The 16,257-nt window shown below is 36.4% G+C and carries 11 protein-coding genes and 4 pseudogenes; 13 read left to right on the top strand and 2 right to left on the bottom strand.

Features of this window, described 5'->3' with window-relative positions; translation table 11 throughout:
* Positions 1-303 precede the first annotated feature (303 nt).
* The 7 genes and pseudogenes from IPH66_17475 (at position 304) to IPH66_17445 (ending at position 7,526) form a co-directional block, all read left to right on the top strand.
* Positions 304-585 (top strand): type II toxin-antitoxin system RelE/ParE family toxin, encoded by a 282-nt coding sequence (locus tag IPH66_17475; GenBank protein MBK7131131.1) that lies wholly within the window; start codon positions 304-306, stop codon positions 583-585.
* Positions 586-637: 52 nt separating this feature from the next.
* Complete coding sequence (locus IPH66_17470) at positions 638-940, top strand: HigA family addiction module antidote protein (protein MBK7131130.1); 303 nt, start codon at positions 638-640, stop codon at positions 938-940.
* Between the two features lie 504 nt (positions 941-1,444).
* The gene (locus IPH66_17465) at positions 1,445-2,107 is read left to right on the top strand and encodes a hypothetical protein (GenBank protein ID MBK7131129.1); all 663 of its coding nucleotides are present in this window, start codon (positions 1,445-1,447) and stop codon (positions 2,105-2,107) included.
* Between the two features lie 305 nt (positions 2,108-2,412).
* Positions 2,413-3,276, top strand: a complete 864-nt coding sequence (locus IPH66_17460; GenBank protein MBK7131128.1) for a hypothetical protein — start codon at positions 2,413-2,415, stop codon at positions 3,274-3,276.
* A 1,339-nt stretch (positions 3,277-4,615) separates the two neighbouring features.
* Positions 4,616-4,990: a hypothetical protein gene (locus IPH66_17455; GenBank protein ID MBK7131127.1), complete on the top strand. Its 375-nt coding sequence runs from the start codon at positions 4,616-4,618 to the stop codon at positions 4,988-4,990.
* 170 nt (positions 4,991-5,160) lie between these two features.
* Positions 5,161-6,625: pseudogene (locus IPH66_17450) on the top strand (IS1182 family transposase).
* Positions 6,626-6,788: 163 nt separating this feature from the next.
* A complete protein-coding gene (locus IPH66_17445) occupies positions 6,789-7,526 on the top strand; it encodes a hypothetical protein (GenBank protein ID MBK7131126.1) in 738 nt (245 codons plus the stop codon).
* Between the two features lie 56 nt (positions 7,527-7,582).
* Here IPH66_17445 and ltrA read toward each other — a convergent pair.
* Positions 7,583-8,898 (bottom strand): annotated as a pseudogene (ltrA, locus tag IPH66_17440) (group II intron reverse transcriptase/maturase).
* A 1,189-nt stretch (positions 8,899-10,087) separates the two neighbouring features.
* Positions 10,088-11,294: pseudogene (locus IPH66_17435) on the bottom strand (IS4 family transposase).
* 118 nt (positions 11,295-11,412) lie between these two features.
* On the opposite strand from IPH66_17435, the gene IPH66_17430 reads away from it, so the two are divergent.
* The 6 genes and pseudogenes from IPH66_17430 (at position 11,413) to IPH66_17405 (ending at position 16,069) form a co-directional block, all read left to right on the top strand.
* Positions 11,413-11,871, top strand: coding sequence for a hypothetical protein (locus tag IPH66_17430; GenBank protein ID MBK7131125.1), 459 nt, complete (start codon positions 11,413-11,415; stop codon positions 11,869-11,871).
* A gap of 109 nt (positions 11,872-11,980) precedes the next feature.
* Entirely contained in the window at positions 11,981-12,457 is a 477-nt protein-coding gene (locus IPH66_17425) for a hypothetical protein (protein MBK7131124.1), read from the top strand.
* 449 nt (positions 12,458-12,906) lie between these two features.
* Complete coding sequence (locus IPH66_17420; GenBank protein MBK7131123.1) at positions 12,907-13,188, top strand: type II toxin-antitoxin system RelE/ParE family toxin; 282 nt, start codon at positions 12,907-12,909, stop codon at positions 13,186-13,188.
* 11 nt (positions 13,189-13,199) lie between these two features.
* Positions 13,200-13,499, top strand: a complete 300-nt coding sequence (locus IPH66_17415) for a HigA family addiction module antidote protein (protein MBK7131122.1) — start codon at positions 13,200-13,202, stop codon at positions 13,497-13,499.
* Between the two features lie 296 nt (positions 13,500-13,795).
* Positions 13,796-15,225: pseudogene (locus tag IPH66_17410) on the top strand (IS1182 family transposase).
* Between the two features lie 253 nt (positions 15,226-15,478).
* A complete protein-coding gene (locus tag IPH66_17405; protein ID MBK7131121.1) occupies positions 15,479-16,069 on the top strand; it encodes a hypothetical protein in 591 nt (196 codons plus the stop codon).
* Positions 16,070-16,257: the final 188 nt, after the last annotated feature.

Genomic DNA, 16,257 nt, shown 5'->3' with positions numbered 1-16,257 from the left:
CACGCGTAAGCGTGATCGTGGTCAATTCCTAAACGAATAAAATTCTTTCTCTTTCGCTCGGGTTTTTTCCAATCATGTTTTAAACTTTTTGAATAGCTCACGGCGGGTACACTACGTTCATGCGTGGTGCACACAGCAAATAAGCACAAAAGGCAGATGTCCATTTCCTGTTGCCTTCTGTACCCATTTGCAAAACGTTATGCAGCATTAAAGTCTCTCTCTTCAATTTGAAGAATCTTCGAAAAAAATTGCGTCTCTGAAATAAAATACTTACCTTTGGCGTAAGTAACGAATAACGTTAGCATGATTATTTCATTTGGAAACAAAGACACAAAGAAAATATTGGAAGGTGAACGAATCAAAGGACTTTCTACTGAACTTCAAGAAACATCAAGAAGAAAATTAAGAATGTTAAACAACTCGCAAGACCTTAACGACCTAATGATTCCGCCTTCGAACCGCCTTGAAAAACTGAAAGGAAACCTCAAGGAATTCTATTCAATCCGAATTAATAATCAGTGGCGAATAATATTCAAATGGAATAATGGAAATGCTTTCGAAGTTGAAATAGTAGATTATCATTAAAAACAGAACGAAATGAAATCGAAGATTCGCGAATTCAATAAATAAAAATATTATGAGCAAAAAATTGAAGAACATACATCCAGGCGAAATTTTACTTGAAGAATTTCTGATTCCAATGGAAATTACTGCATACAGACTTTCAAAAGACATTGCAATTCCTCAGACCAGAATTTCAGAAATACTTAAAGGTAACCGCAGAATTACCGCTGACACTGCTTTGAGACTATCGAAGTATTTTGGTAACAGTGCAAAATTCTGGCTCGGACTTCAGGACGACTTCGATCTTGAAGAAGAATTTCGTGCAAAACAAAAGGAACTGAGTGGAATAAAAAAATTCGTAAACAACGCTGCATAATCGAGTAGCCCACCCTACGCCCAAATGGGAATAGGGTTAGGCTCTCACACCACTCCCGATTTCTATGGAGTATTAAAAAAGTTTTTGTTCCGCTTGGTGGGTACTTTTAAGTTCAGTACTTTTAATCAAGGTTGCGCTACTACTTTTATGCGCAGTCCGTTATGCGATATGAATAGGAACGACAGATATACAAAATATTTTCTTCTGACTTTGACTTTTGTACTTGTCGGACAGATTTGTTTTTCGCAAGACACAACCAGTCTTAAATTCCAAATTGACACGACATGGAACTTCTCTGCATTCTCTTTTTCAATGTCATCAATAAGCACGGACTATTCAATATCTCATTATCCATCAAAAGAAGATTCAATACTTTGTAAAAAACATTCAAAGTTAATAACTGCTGAACCGACAAAAAAGAATCATTCAGATTTCTATTCCTTAGCATGCTCACTTTGGCAATTAGGCAGACTGACGGAAGCAGAAAATATGTTTTTGAAAATTATGGCTTCCAACGAACCATACTACGTTGGAACATACTACAATTCCTCTGACATACCTGGTGACACGACTACTAAAATTTATGGATATGGCAGCTACACATCGAATTATAAAAATTATGCTTGCAGATACTTGACCAAAATTTATCTTGAAGAAAAGAAATTTGACCAAGCACTTAAATACATTGAGTATGCCGACAAAAAATACATTGTAGAACAGAACTGCGGCACAGGATATATGTGGTATCGAGGAGAAATAGATGGTTTATATGGCCTTGCTTATGAAGGCTTAGGAATGTATGACAGCATAATAAATATGTTTTTACCTCAATACTCAAATCATTCTAACGGGACGTTGACCCGTGCACTAAAAAAGGTTTATTCGCAGGCAGAAATTAATGAGTACCTAAAAATTGCCGAAAACTCAATTGTTTGTGTAGTTGACACTTTCCAATCTTCATCTTTTATCACTCACAACTATGGTGAAAAGAATGAGACTACGACAGAAGTAAAATACACTTCAGGTACCGCAACAATGACTTTATTTGGTAGACAAGTCACTCTTGCGACACCGCACTTGGAGAATGGAGAAAAGGTATCAAGAGAACTTTTTGTAAAGGAATTTAAAGAATCGGGATTTTATATTACTCTAATTGACAATGGATAAATTCACATCGCATAATCGAGTAGCCCACCCTACCCCCAAATGGGAATAGGGTCAGGCTCTCACACCACTCCCGATTTCTATGGATTATTAAAAAAGTTTTTGTTCCGCTTGGTGGGTACTTTTAAGTTCAGTACTTTTAATCAAGGTTGCGCTACTACTTTTATGCGTAGTCCGTTAGACTGTCTAAAAACCTCCTGCTGAGAATTAAATATTCGGGTAGTGATCCATGAAAAATTTCATATATTCGATTCTCAAGAGGCAGATTTTGGTTTTTAGACAGACTGCCGTTAGCAACAAGCTGCAAAATGAAATTATTTTTCAAGAAGGAACCGGAAAACTGGATTCTGAAACTTTACAGAATAACTGACAAAAATTCCGCTTTAGAGTTTGACGCGGAATCGTGCGCTTTATTGGCTGTTGAACTTGTTGAAAAGGAATGTCATTTAAGTGCGACTGATTTTGTTATCAACTTTCAAAATTCTATTCATTCATTGAGCGAGTGGAAAAAAAAGGTAAAGTCTCAAAAAGAAATAGCATACTCCTACATTGGATTTAACTCGAACAAAACAAATTCTTTTTTGACGCTAAGTAATCCAATGATCAATTGCACTGCAAAACCTGAATTTTCATATATTGAAATTTGTATTCAAATCTCTTCCAAATTTGCTGACCAAAGTACTATTGAAAATATTTCGGAAAATTTGATCGTTAGATATGATTTCGAATATGGATATTGCATTAAGCTTCCATCAAATTATAACGCTGGAAATGAACGAAAAATCAAAAAGAATCTCTTTTCAAGTAGTGTTGAAGTCAGCGAAATTGATCACAGATGGAACTTTCATCTCATCGGAATCAAGAGCGGTTTTATAAAACAACTCTACAATATAAATTTCCTGAACGAAAGTCATTTTTCCGCCCCATGCTTTAAAGAACTTATTAAGACACACGGAAAGTCAACTAAAATTAATGGTAGTATTCAAAAATGGACGTTGAGTTCCACGGAATTAGAATCACTCAAGCACAATACGCACGTAGTAGAAAAATCAATAGTTGCCGACGGCCCAGTATTCATGTCGTCACAAGAAGCAAAGGAATTTAGTGACAAGATGAAACCGAAAAGGCCTGTTGCTAATCGAGTAGCCCGCCCTACTCCCAAATGGGAGTAGGGTTAGGCTCTCACACCACTCCCGATAGCTATCGGGATGCGGGTCTCGCATACGGCGGTTCGTAAGTCATCAGATAAAATGCTCTTTACACCATTCTATCTTATTCGGATACTTTAATCAGGAGCTATGTCGAAACATTCTCAAGTTTATTTCCCGAAAACTTACGTTCAGTCCTTCCTTCTTTTGTGAGACCATCTGTGTTTTCCAATTTTTCGCACAGCTCGTTGCTTAAAGTACTATGACCTCTGCTGACTTCTTCATCGCTAACTCGTAGCATTGAAGACCTCCCCGGTAAGAGCGTGTTCCTTCCGTCGATTCCTGTTACATCTACTAATTAAAATTTCTTGTGTTCTTTGGACTTCACAATGGTGTGCTTGCTCATCCATTTTAATTAGCCTCTTATGTACTTCATGTTCTTCAGTACCAACTTTTGCAGTCTCGCTTCCTTCAGTGCTGAAATCACTCTCAACCACCTTGCGACTTGCTAAATTTTCGGAACGTTACTTCCGCAATTAAGGGACTTACACCCTCTGGAACTTTTTTCACCCACCGTTTGCTTTTCTGAAATTTAATTTGCACTTTTAAACTTTTTGAATAGTCCCGATAGAAATCGGGAGTGGTGCGCTACCGCTCATGCGGGGCGCACACATAGGCTTGGTGCAAGTGGGGACTTTGGTGCTAAATTTGGACTTTTGAATATTTATTGGGGCAATGTACTAAATTTGGGCTTTTGCGCTGGTTTGCCCCACCTGCGCCAAGCCTTGTCCGTTATATGCAATTTCCTGTTACTTGTCTTCACATCAATTGTTTCTTAGGAAAATACTTTATGGTAAAATTAATTTTCTGTCTCATTTTAGGATCATCCTACATCGCACACTCTCAAGAAAAACCAGATGTCAGGTCTCAAGCAGAAAAGAAAGAGTTTCAGGGCTCCGTCAAAACTGTTGTGACGCACAAGTATGTTCTTAACTCTTCGGGGGGAAATCCAGAACAGAAATTCAATGAGACCAAAGATTCAATAATTTATGATTTACAAGGCAACATTATTGTACGATGTACTTTTCTTTACAAGGCAACACTTGTTTGCTATACGACATGTAGGTACGTAGGCAAGCAAATTACTTCACGGAAAACTAATTGCGGTTGGGCATCAGGTGAGGACTATGAATCTTATACTTACGATTCATTGAACAATTTGACTGGAATTTTTTTAAAGGAAGGAAATGATACGAACGTCATTTGCACATATGAATATAATGAGAAGAATCAATTATCTCGCTCGTCTGTAAACCTCGTCGTTTACAAATGGGAATATACCGAAAATGGAAAATTGCACCAAATGACTCGGACAGGATATGAGACCAGCAGCGTTACGATTCAGATTGTGACGTATCCGAATGATTCAACAATCAGATATGATACCTATGACCAAGAAATGAAACTCATAAATACCCGAATCGAAATTTTTGACGGAGATTTCAAGTTGATTTGTCAAGAATTTTTTGATGCCTCAGGACACCTCCAAGTAAAGCGTTCATATTCCTTCAATTCATATGGAGACTGTATTCAAGAAACGACTGATGCATCGGGATGGAAAAGAGAATTTGTACACGAATATACTTATGATGTTGTAGGAAATTGGCTCACAAAAACTTCGCTGGAAACCGGAAAGGACCAACGGACTATCACCAGCCGAAAATTTATTTATTACTAATATGGTGTGACAATTAGAAATGATGAAAAAGCATATAACAGCAGCTAGCCGCAAACCGTCAGACTGTCTAAAAACCTTCCCGCTTTTTTCGTAACGTTTTCAACTTTTTCATGTCGATAAGTTGATAAAAATGACTTGAATTTGGTGATGAATTAACGTAGGTTTACTTCATGAAATTTATACAAGGAAAAGACAGAAGTCAGACAGAATTTTTCTGTTTAGAGCAAGCCGTTTCTGATGACAATGAAGTTCGGTTGATTGATTTGTTCGTTCATTCAATTCGGCTTGCTGATTTTGGATTCAAGATGGAATTTATTGAAAACGGAAGACCGGCGTACCATCCTTCTGATTTATTAAAACTTTTTATTTACGGATATTTGAATCGTATTCGTTCATCAAGACAACTCGAGAAAGAATGCAGAAGAAACATTGAACTCATGTGGCTCATGAAAGGACTTGCTCCTGATCACAACACGATTTCAAATTTTAGAAAAGATAATCCAAAAGCCATTCAAAAAGTATTTCGGTCAACGGTTGAGCTGGCTAAAAATTTTGAACTCATTGGCGGAAAATTACTCGCTGGTGATAGCACTAAACTTCGTGCACAAAACTCAAAGAAGAATAATTTTAATGAGAAAAAATAGAACGACATCTTGCTTACATTGATGAAAAACTAAGCGAGTATAGTGCTGTACTGGCAAGTGAAGACAAGGATATTACCACTGAAGAGAAATCAGAAATTGAATCAAAAATCAATCAGCACAAAGAGAACAGAACAAAGTATGAATCCCTTCAACAAGAACTGGAACAAACCAATCAGGTCCAAATATCTACATCAGATCCTGATAGCAGACAACTGCTAGTACGCAACAATATCACTGAAGTTGGCTACAACATTCAAACCACCGTTGATGCAAAACACAACATTCCCATTGATTTTAAAGTAACCAACAAGAACGACAGCAAAGCAATGGGAGCAATGGTTCGCAGAGCTAAAACAATTTTAGGCTCCAGTGATTTTACCGCACTTTATGACAAAGGATATCATACAGGTAGTGAATTTGAATACGCATTTAAACATGGAGTAGAAGTTATTGTAGCTGCGCCAGATGTTGCCTCTCACGCACCGGACATTGCATTTGATGTAGAAAACTTTCATTACAACAAAGAGCGTGATGCATATACTTGTCCTGCCGGTGAACAACTCAAAACAAACGGAAGTTGGTACACTAAAGCGCATGGAAAAACCATCAATAAAATAAAACATTACAAAACAAAAGCCTGTTTAAACTGTCGTTTTTTGCTCGATGTACGCGCAACAAATCAGGCAGATTAGTTGAGCGCACAGAGCATCAAGATCTCATAGAAGCAAACAAAAAAAGATTGGATCAAAACATGACAACCTATCGTAAAAGACAAGCCATTGTTGAGCATCCATACGGAATAATAAAACGACAATGGGACTTTTATTACATTCTCACAAAACGAACAATTAAGCATGCCTCAGCAGATGTTGGATTTATTTTTACAGCATACAACCTGCGCCGAATTTTTAATTTGATTGACAAAATCACACTCAAAAAGTTCCTCCAGGAGCTTGGCCATTTTTTTCATTCCATTACAAAGCATTTTAAAAAGATTTTCAGCACGATTTTTTTTGCCAAAAGCCAAATCATTTTTATAAAATCTCAAATAATCATCGCTTAAAACTCATTTAATTGATTAATTTTAATGAGGCGGTTGGGGTTGAAAGGGGTTTTTGGACGGACTGCCGTTAGTGGTAATTATGGTATAGAAAATGAATAGAATATTAATAATTAGTTTCGCGTGCATATGGAGCTTTTCTGGCTGTAAGGCACAAGAAAATGAATCGAATTTTGAAAAATCTAGCGAAGCGAATATGACTTTACCCAAATCAATAAGTTACGAAGAGCAAATTGAAATTTTCAAATCATTGGGATATGAATTTGCAAAAGGTGTTACAAAGGAATTGATTTTAACGGACGGATATGCAGAATCCATGTGGGAAGAAATTAAGAAAGAAAGACTGCTAGAGATAGAACAAAATCCATTTTCTCTTTTATACTATTATTTCGGTTGGAGAAGTAGCGAAATCCCAGATTTCAATTTTAGTAACAAATGTATTTGGTATGACCTTGAATTTATTGACCCAAGTGACCAATATATTTGGTTTATGGAAAGAATGGGTGCAATTACAGAGGGTGAAATAAATTACTCTGAAATATCAATTCAAGTAGACGAAAATAACTATGAGTGGATATTATTTAAAGTAAATGGAGTTAGCAAAAAATGGAAATTAGAGAAGGTCGGTTATATCTCGGATTCATTTTTTCAAAGATTCTCATATTTACCCGCAGAATTTAATTGCAGAGGGAAATATACAATTTATGATGACGGAGGTCAACAATTTGTTATAGACTATGCGACCGAAAGTGAACAAAAAGAATTTATAGAAAAAACCGGGTTAAAAAGAGAATGGTTGGGTGAAGGGAACCACTTCTCTGAACCTGAATAAAACTACCACTAATCGAGTAGACGGCTCCGCCAGATTCGTCTGACGGAGTTCGCCTCTCACACCACCGTACAAGCGGGTCTCGCATACGGCGGTTCGCAAAGAGATGGGTTTAGATTAAAATAAACATCCAACAAAGAATCGTAGCCTTTTTGTTTTAAGCGTTTCAGCGTAATTGTAGTGATCAAGATAGGGCTTTGTGCAACTGCCCAACCACCTTTTCTCGTTCTGCTCCACGCGTAAGCGTGATCGTGGTCAATTCCTAAACGAATAAAATTCTTTCTCTTTCGTTCAGGTTTTTCCAATCGTGCCAAATGCAATAGCGAAGACGATTTCTTAACCACGAATCAGCGTCACGCAATTTTCCATGAATACTGGTACCTCGAAAATAATTGAGCCATCCTCGTTGTACTTCATTTATTTTTGAAATGCGTTCTGCAAATGTGAGTGGTGAAGTTTTTCGGGTGATTGATTTTAGTTTTTGTTTAAGTCTGATCCATGCTTTTTCATCTACCGTCAATTGATATTTACCTTTGTCGCCTTTGATGTAAGTTGGTACAAAACGAAATCCAAGCATTGAAAATTGAACGGGTTTTTTGATGCCGCTTTTTTCTTCATTGATAGTGAGGCGGAGTTTTGTTTTTAGAAACTGAGCTACTTCCTTCTTCACTGATTTTGCTTGTGTTGCGGTTTTGGTAAAGATGCTAAAGTCGTCGGCGTATCTTACAAATTTTAATCCTTTTTTGTTTAGTTCTTTGTCCAACTCGTGGAGCAAAATGTTTGACAAAAGTGGACTCAGCGGACTTCCCTGTGGAACTCCTTTTCTGCGTTTGTAAAGTTTGCCCTTGATTTGTATAGGCGCTCTTAACCACTTGCGGATTAATGCAAGTGTACTTCTGCATTTTACTTTTTGGTAAATTAAATTTAGTAAAAGGCAGTGATCAACTTCATCAAAGAAATTTTTCAAATCTACATCAACAATATACTGAAATCCGTCGTGGATATTTTGCCACGCTTTGCCTACTGCATTACGTGCATTTTTATTTGGACGAAATCCATAACTGTCTTTGTGAAATTCTTTCTCAAACAAAGGCATTATCACTTGTGAAACCGCTTGCTGGAGCAGTCTCTCTGTGGTGGTTGGTATTCCTAACAAACGTGTTTTTCCGTTTGGCTTTGGAATCTCAACCCCAAGAATGGGTTTTGATTTGTACGCTCCTTTTTTCAATTCTTCAAGTAAAGAAAGTTTTTGCTCACGGAATTTTTCCGTTAGTTTTTCTGTCGGGATTTTATCCACGCCAGCACTTCCTCCATTTTTCACTATTTGTTGTAGTGCTTTTTGAAGATTGTAAGGATGTACAACTTGTGCAATCATTCTTGGTTTATTTTGTTCTTTTCCTGCTTTCGTTTTCGGTGGCTATGAAATAAATTTCAGTCCATTCAAAATTGAAAACCTATTTACGTTCAGTCCTTCCTTCTTTTGTGAGACCATCTGTGTTTTCCAATTTTTCGCACAGCTCGTTGCTTAAAGTACTATGACCTCTGCTGACTTCTTCATCGCTAACTCGTAGCATTGAAGACCTCCCCCGTAAGAGCGTGTTCCTTCCGTCGATTCCTGTTACATCTACTAATTAAAATTTCTTGTGTTCTTTGGACTTCACAATGGTGTGCTTGCTCATCCATTTTAATTAGCCTCTTATGTACTTCATGTTCTTCAGTACCAACTTTTGCAGTCTCGCTTCCTTCAGTGCTGAAATCGCTCTCAACCACCTTGCGACTTGCTAAATTTTCGGAACGTTACTTCCGCAATTAAGGAACTTTCATCCTCTGGAACTTTTCACCCACCGTTTGCTTTTCTGAAATTTAATTTGCACTTTTAAACTTTTTGAATAGTCCCGATAGAAATCGGGAGTGGTGCGCTACCGCTCATGCGGGGCGCACACACCGAATATTAACCCCTTATTACAATCAAATTCAGAGGCCAGTTGACACATACACGGGATCAATCCCGAATACAGGCAGAGTTGAAAGGATTTTGAAGCTTATTGCTTATCTCAATGAATACAGGACGCGCAAGCAAATAGCGCTGCATCTTGGCGTATCTTACAAAACTGTAGGCAGGTATATCAATTTGCTCACGGTACTGGGTCTAGAGGTAAATCGCAGGTTTGGCAAATACAATAGTTTTAAGATCCTAAACACAAAGGAATTCTTTAGGATAGAGTAGACAATATCGCGGTATTTTCATACGCCTATAATAGATTAATTGAAGATGACAAAAATCAATATTACAAAATAGATTAAATTGTTACTTTTAACCAGAACTAAAAATAACGATATGAAATCTAAAGAGTTGGTTGACCAATAACTGACAAATACCGGAGTTAAAAAACACTTTTGAAAAAGTCATGCATATTTAATCCAATTTGGAAAGAAAAAAAGAAATCCAAAATTTATTACATTACACTACTGTCCGATAAAAACTAAAAGTACGTAAAAACCCTTTCAAAACCCTCATGGTTGCGTATGAAAAGCCTTGTATTTCAAAAGTAAGCCCCCTCTTTTCAGGCTGAACTAAATTCGAATTGAAGTTGTGGATCTATTTCAACTAGCCAATCTTTTTCTGGATTTTCTAGAAATTTGATCAGATGAATGTAATTGAAGAGATGCAGTCTGCAAAAGTTGGCCAGATTAGAGAAAGCCCATTTTCGTTTAATTTTTTTGTGGATAACGGTCAACAGCAGATTCACTATTAGCGTACACCAAATCTGAATTTTGATTGCATTCTCATTGTCGCCTAAAAAATATTTTAGCGGAAAGTTTTGTTTGAGCTGTTTGAAAAGTAATTCAATTTGCCATCGTTTTTTGTAAATGAGTGCGATGTGTCCTGCGTTCATCCCTTGTATGTTGGTTATAAATTCAAAGCATCTTTTGTGTTCGTCATCCCAGTAAGCAATTCTTCTGAGTTCAGTAGTTTTGAGATATTTTCCGTTGTCTTTGACTTCAACTTTTATAATTTCATCTTTCAATACACCTGCGTCAATATAGCTGGGAATATCATTTTCTACAACCAATTCATAGGTTGCATTTGATTTTAGTCTGGTGACAAAATAGATGTTGTTTTGTGTGAATTCATCAAAGGTTTTATAATCATTATATCCTTTATCAAACACAGCTATTTTGCCTTTTCCAGCTTAAGTTTTTTAAGGAATTTTTTATCGTGTGTTGTCGCTGATGAAAACCAAATCAGTTTTGGAACCTGTTCCTGAAGATTAATTTGAGTGTGTACTTTTATGCCTCCTTTTCTTTTGCCATTGGAGGATTTTCTGCCAACACAGCTCAATAAATCACGAAACAATGAAATAGTTGTTGAATCAATAATTTCCACTCTTTGTTCCCATACATATTGTTTTCGGCTGTCCGAGATAACCCCTGAGTACTCTTTGTACAATAAATAATAAATCTCTTGAAAAACCTCATGACTCCTTCGAGCATTTGCATCACTCAAGGTGCTTTTGTGCGGAATGTTTTTAACTGAAAATGATTTGTCTTTCCTTTGAGCCCAAGCATAGCACCGGCAACCTCTCGCAACGATGAACAATTGGCGAAAGTTGAAAACAACATGCTGATTAAGTGATCAGATGTGTCAAATCGTTTGGTATAATAATCAGAGTTACGGTTCTTAACCACTCTGCTTACAAGAGTTGGGTCAATTAAAGAAATCAGCTGTCCGAAAACCGACTGTCCAAAAAAGTAGTTACTTTTATTCATGTGTATTTAGTTCGTCAAAACCAAATTACACTAAAGCGGGAAATCTGTTATGGAAATCCCGCTTTTAAATTTTTTTTATCGGACAGTAGTGATTACATTATAAGAAAAAATCGATCCCATGAAAATACACTTGGCCTTTTTATGCTTAATTATACTTCTATCCAGTTGTAAAAAAAATGCAGCTGAAAAAAACATAATTGGCACTTGGAGATATGTAGAAGACAACAAATATGATTCAGCTATGAATGTTGTTGAAACCAACAGCTACTACGAATGTGTTGACGACAGTAAGATTCACTGGGAATTTACAAGCACAGGCAGCTACACTAAATCCGATATTATTTGTAGTACAGGCGAAGCAACATTAACTACTATGAGCTATATTATAATTGAAGACACCCTTATATTAAATGATGGTCTTAAAATTGATTCTCTTCATCAACAGTGGTATTTGATCCGCACTATTGACAAAGACGAAATGGTGCTGTCTAGATTTCGGGTCCAAAATCCTAATACTTTGGTAATCACAGAGCTGCCAAACGGTCTATTGTGGCATCATACTTATAAAAAAATCTAAGATGAAGATTCCTATATTTCATCTTAGAACTGAAATTAGCATTTACTGCTACTATAATGGCAGTTCAGTAGCAGTGGCAGAATCGTACAGTTTTTAAACCTATAACAGAATGAAAAAGAATATCATCTTTATTGTTTCCTTGTCATTCCTTTTTTCTGGGTGTGAAGATGAACCAGAAACAGTTGATTACACATCAACTATTGTTGGGACATGGGAGTCGTATGCTTGGTATGGAATCGATATAGAATCAGATGGCACAATATGTAATGAAGATTATGTTGCTCCTAATCCTGGAATCAAATTTACTTTTGAAGAGGACGGGACATTTATAATGGATTCTGGAGCACAGGGAACATGGAGCTTCAATAACGTAAACATGACTATATCAACATCTATTCTAATCGGAGGAGCTCCAAACGCCAATGAAACTATTTATTTGAACAAGAAAGAGATTCCATGGAATTCACATGAAACACCCAGCGCCACGGAGTCCCCAACTATTTTCGTAAATTGGGATGGTAGCCTTGGGTCTGCGAGTAATTGTCAATACTACAAATACAGCCAAAGGAGATTCAAAAAGATTTAATTAATAAAAGTTTTAACTGAATTTAATAAGTGCATCCGTTGTAGAATGAATCTGATCTTCTTCAAATCCTTTAAGATACGATTGAGTTGTTTTTGGACAGCATACAACCTACGCCGAATTTTTAATTTGATTGACAAAATCACACTCAAAAAGTTCCTCCAGGAGCTTGGCCATTTTTTTCATTCCATTACAAAGCATTTTAAAAAGATTTTCAGCACGATTTTTTTTGTCAAACACCAATTCACTTTTATAAAATCTCAAAAAATCATCGCTTAAAACTCATTTAATTGATTAATTTTAGGTTAGTGGTTATCTCAAAAGAGGTTTTTGGACGGACTGCCGTTATGCAGCATTAAAGTCTCTCTCTTCAATTTGAAGAATCTTAGAAAAAAAATTGCTCATCTGAAATAAAATACTTACCTTTGGCGTAAGTAACGAATAACGTTAGCATGATTATTTCATTTGGAAACAAGGACACAAAGAAAATATGGGAAGGTGAACGAATCAAAGGACTTTCTACGGAACTTCAAGAAACATCAAGAAGAAAATTAAGAATGTTAAACAACTCGCAAGACCTTAACGACCTTATGATTCCGCCTTCGAATCGACTTGAAAAATTGAAAGGAAACCTGAAAGAATTTTATTCAATCCGAATAAATAATCAGTGGCGAATAATATTCAAATGGAATAATGGAAATGCTTCCGACGTTGAAATAGTAGATTATCATTAATACCGAACGATATGAGAAAATTAAAAAACATACATCCTGGCGAAATTTTACTTGAAGAATTTCTGATTCCAATGGAAATTACGGCATACAGACTTTCTAAAGACATTGGAATTCCTCAGACTCGTGTTTCAGAAATCCTTAAAGGAAATCGCCGAATTACTGCTGACACTGCTTTGAGACTTTCGAAGTATTTTGGAAACAGTGCAAAATTCTGGCTCGGACTGCAAGACGACTTTGATTTAGAAGAAGAATTGCGCTCAAAACAAAAGGAACTAAGCGGAATAAAAAAATACGTGAACAACGCAGCATAACACAGGCTAAAAATTAATTGCGTCCGCGGGGTTACTCTCTGCTTGTGTTTCATAGTAAGTGCGCCAAGCAAAAAATTTCTTAATCAAAAACAAATTAAAAAATTTGTTTGCTTGGCTTGTCGGTTAACATCAACTTCAGTATCTTCATGCAAGGCGGCGCAACTAAATTTTAGCCTGTCTCCGTCAGACTGTCTAAAAACCTCCACGCTTTTTTCGTAACGTTTTCAACTTTTTTCATGTCGATAAGTTGATAAAAATGACTTGAATTTGGTGATGAATTAACGTAGGTTTACTTCATGAAATTTATACAAGGAAAAGACAGAAGTCAGACAGAATTTTTCTGTTTAGAGCAAGCCGTTTCTGATGACAATGAAGTTCGGTTGATTGATTTGTTCGTTCATTCAATTCGGCTTGCTGATTTTGGATTCAAGATGGAATTTATTGAAAACGGAAGACCGGCGTACCATCCTTCTGATTTATTAAAACTTTTTATTTACGGATATTTGAATCGTATTCGTTCATCAAGACAACTCGAGAAAGAATGCAGAAGAAACATTGAACTCATGTGGCTCATGAAAGGACTTGCTCCTGATCACAACACGATTTCAAATTTTAGAAAAGATAATCCAAAAGCTATTCAAAAAGTATTTCGGTCAACGGTTGAGCTGGCTAAAAATTTTGAACTCATTGGCGGAAAATTACTCGCTGGTGATAGCACTAAACTTCGTGCACAAAACTCAAAGAAGAATAATTTTAATGATAAAAAATAGAACGACATCTTGCTTACATTGATGAAAAGCTAAGCGAGTATAGTGCTGTACTGGCAAGTGAAGACAAGGATATTACCACTGAAGAGAAATCAGAAATTGAATCAAAAATCAATCAGCACAAAGAGAACAGAACAAAGTATGAATCCCTTCAACAAGAACTGGAACAAACCAATCAGGTCCAAATATCTACATCAGATCCTGATAGCAGACAACTGCTAGTACGCAACAATATCACTGAAGTTGGCTACAACATTCAAACCACCGTTGATGCAAAACACAACATTCCCATTGATTTTAAAGTAACCAACAAGAACGACAGCAAAGCAATGGGAGCAATGGTTCGCAGGGCAAAAACAATTTTAGGCTCCAGTGATTTTACCGCACTTTATGACAAAGGATATCATACAGGTAGTGAATTTGAATACGCATTTAAACATGGAGTAGAAGTTATTGTAGCTGCGCCAGATGTTGCCTCTCACGCACCGGACATTGCATTTGATGTAGAAAACTTTCATTACAACAAAGAGCGTGATGCATATACTTGTCCTGCCGGTGAACAACTCAAAACAAACGGAAGTTGGTACACTAAAGCGCATGGAAAAACCATCAATAAAATAAAACATTACAAAACAAAAGCCTGTTTAAACTGTCGCTTTTTTGCTCGATGTACGCGCAACAAATCAGGCAGATTAATTGAGCGTACAGAGCATCAAGATCTCATAGAAGCAAACAAAAAAAGATTGGATCAAAACATGACAACCTATCGTAAAAGACAAGCCATTGTTGAGCATCCATACGGAATAATAAAACGACAATGGGACTTTTATTACATTCTCACAAAACGAACAATTAAGCATGCCTCAGCAGATGTTGGATTTATTTTTACAGCATACAACCTACGCCGAATTTTTAATTTGATTGACAAAATCACACTCAAAAAGTTCCTCCTGGAACTTGACCATTTTTTTCATTCCATTAGAAAGCATTTTAAGCAGATTTTCAGCACGATTTTTTTTGCCAAAAGCCAAATCATTTTTATAAAATCTCAAATAATCATCGCTTAAAACTCATTTAATTGATTAATTTTAATGAGGCGGTTGGGGTTGAAAGGGGTTTTTGGACGGACTGCCGTTAGGCACAATATAAATGGAAATTACTTTTTCAATAAAAGACGTTATTAAATACGAAGTTTTCTTCGATAAATTAATCGTGAAAAACGAGCACTTTAATAAAGACTACGCATTGGTGAAGAATTTATCATACAATATGCAGTATCTTGAATTTCTTTCAATTTCTCTGCAAGAAAGTATTCACGCTACGATTCGGATGGAATTCTGTAAAACATTTGTTATAACTGGTGTAAGCGTAATAGAGTCAATTTTGTACTATTTGTTGCGCTCGAAAAATCTTCATCGGACCCAAAACTACAAGGTGTTGACGAAATTCACATCGAACGAAAGAGAGATAGACGGAATTCAAACGAAAATAGAATCGACGGTACTTCAAAAAATAAGTCCCGCAATTGAAGAAGAAATGACTTTAGACTCCATGTTGAAAAAAGTAGAATCGAAACACTTGCTTGGAACCGAACATGAAATTTATAAGGAACTGAACCATCTACGGAAGCTGAGAAATAAAATTCACCTTTATTACATAGAAGCGCATCTTGATACAGATTGGAATAATTTCAGCGAACGCGAATTTAACATGATAAAAAAAGTATTGCGAACCGTACTACATTCGAATATTTTTCCATTGGAACAGGAAAAGAAGGAAAGTCTCTTCTCATTTCTGAAATAATACTGTGCCTAACACCGCATGCTATGTAAAGCCTCAAGCCCTGATCTCAGCGCTCACTTTGGATTCAATATGTCAAAAATCTTATTTTTTACGCTGTTAATTGTTGGAAAATTGTGTTGGCATTTTGTGCCGGAATTTTTCAACAATTAATGGCTGCGTTCTGGTTTTAAATATCTGTAAGATCACAC

The organism is Crocinitomicaceae bacterium (assembly GCA_016708105.1).
Taxonomy (GTDB): domain Bacteria; phylum Bacteroidota; class Bacteroidia; order Flavobacteriales_D; family Crocinitomicaceae; genus JADJGJ01.
This window is presented reverse-complemented; position numbering and strand designations above follow the sequence as displayed.

Coding starts and splice junctions, on each gene's coding strand:
- IPH66_17475 (MBK7131131.1), top strand. CDS start 304: ATGATTATTTCATTTGGAAACAAAGACACAAAGAAAATATTGGAAGGT.
- IPH66_17470 (MBK7131130.1), top strand. CDS start 638: ATGAGCAAAAAATTGAAGAACATACATCCAGGCGAAATTTTACTTGAA.
- IPH66_17465 (MBK7131129.1), top strand. CDS start 1,445: ATGGCTTCCAACGAACCATACTACGTTGGAACATACTACAATTCCTCT.
- IPH66_17460 (MBK7131128.1), top strand. CDS start 2,413: ATGAAATTATTTTTCAAGAAGGAACCGGAAAACTGGATTCTGAAACTT.
- IPH66_17455 (MBK7131127.1), top strand. CDS start 4,616: ATGACTCGGACAGGATATGAGACCAGCAGCGTTACGATTCAGATTGTG.
- IPH66_17445 (MBK7131126.1), top strand. CDS start 6,789: ATGAATAGAATATTAATAATTAGTTTCGCGTGCATATGGAGCTTTTCT.
- IPH66_17430 (MBK7131125.1), top strand. CDS start 11,413: ATGAAAATACACTTGGCCTTTTTATGCTTAATTATACTTCTATCCAGT.
- IPH66_17425 (MBK7131124.1), top strand. CDS start 11,981: ATGAAAAAGAATATCATCTTTATTGTTTCCTTGTCATTCCTTTTTTCT.
- IPH66_17420 (MBK7131123.1), top strand. CDS start 12,907: ATGATTATTTCATTTGGAAACAAGGACACAAAGAAAATATGGGAAGGT.
- IPH66_17415 (MBK7131122.1), top strand. CDS start 13,200: ATGAGAAAATTAAAAAACATACATCCTGGCGAAATTTTACTTGAAGAA.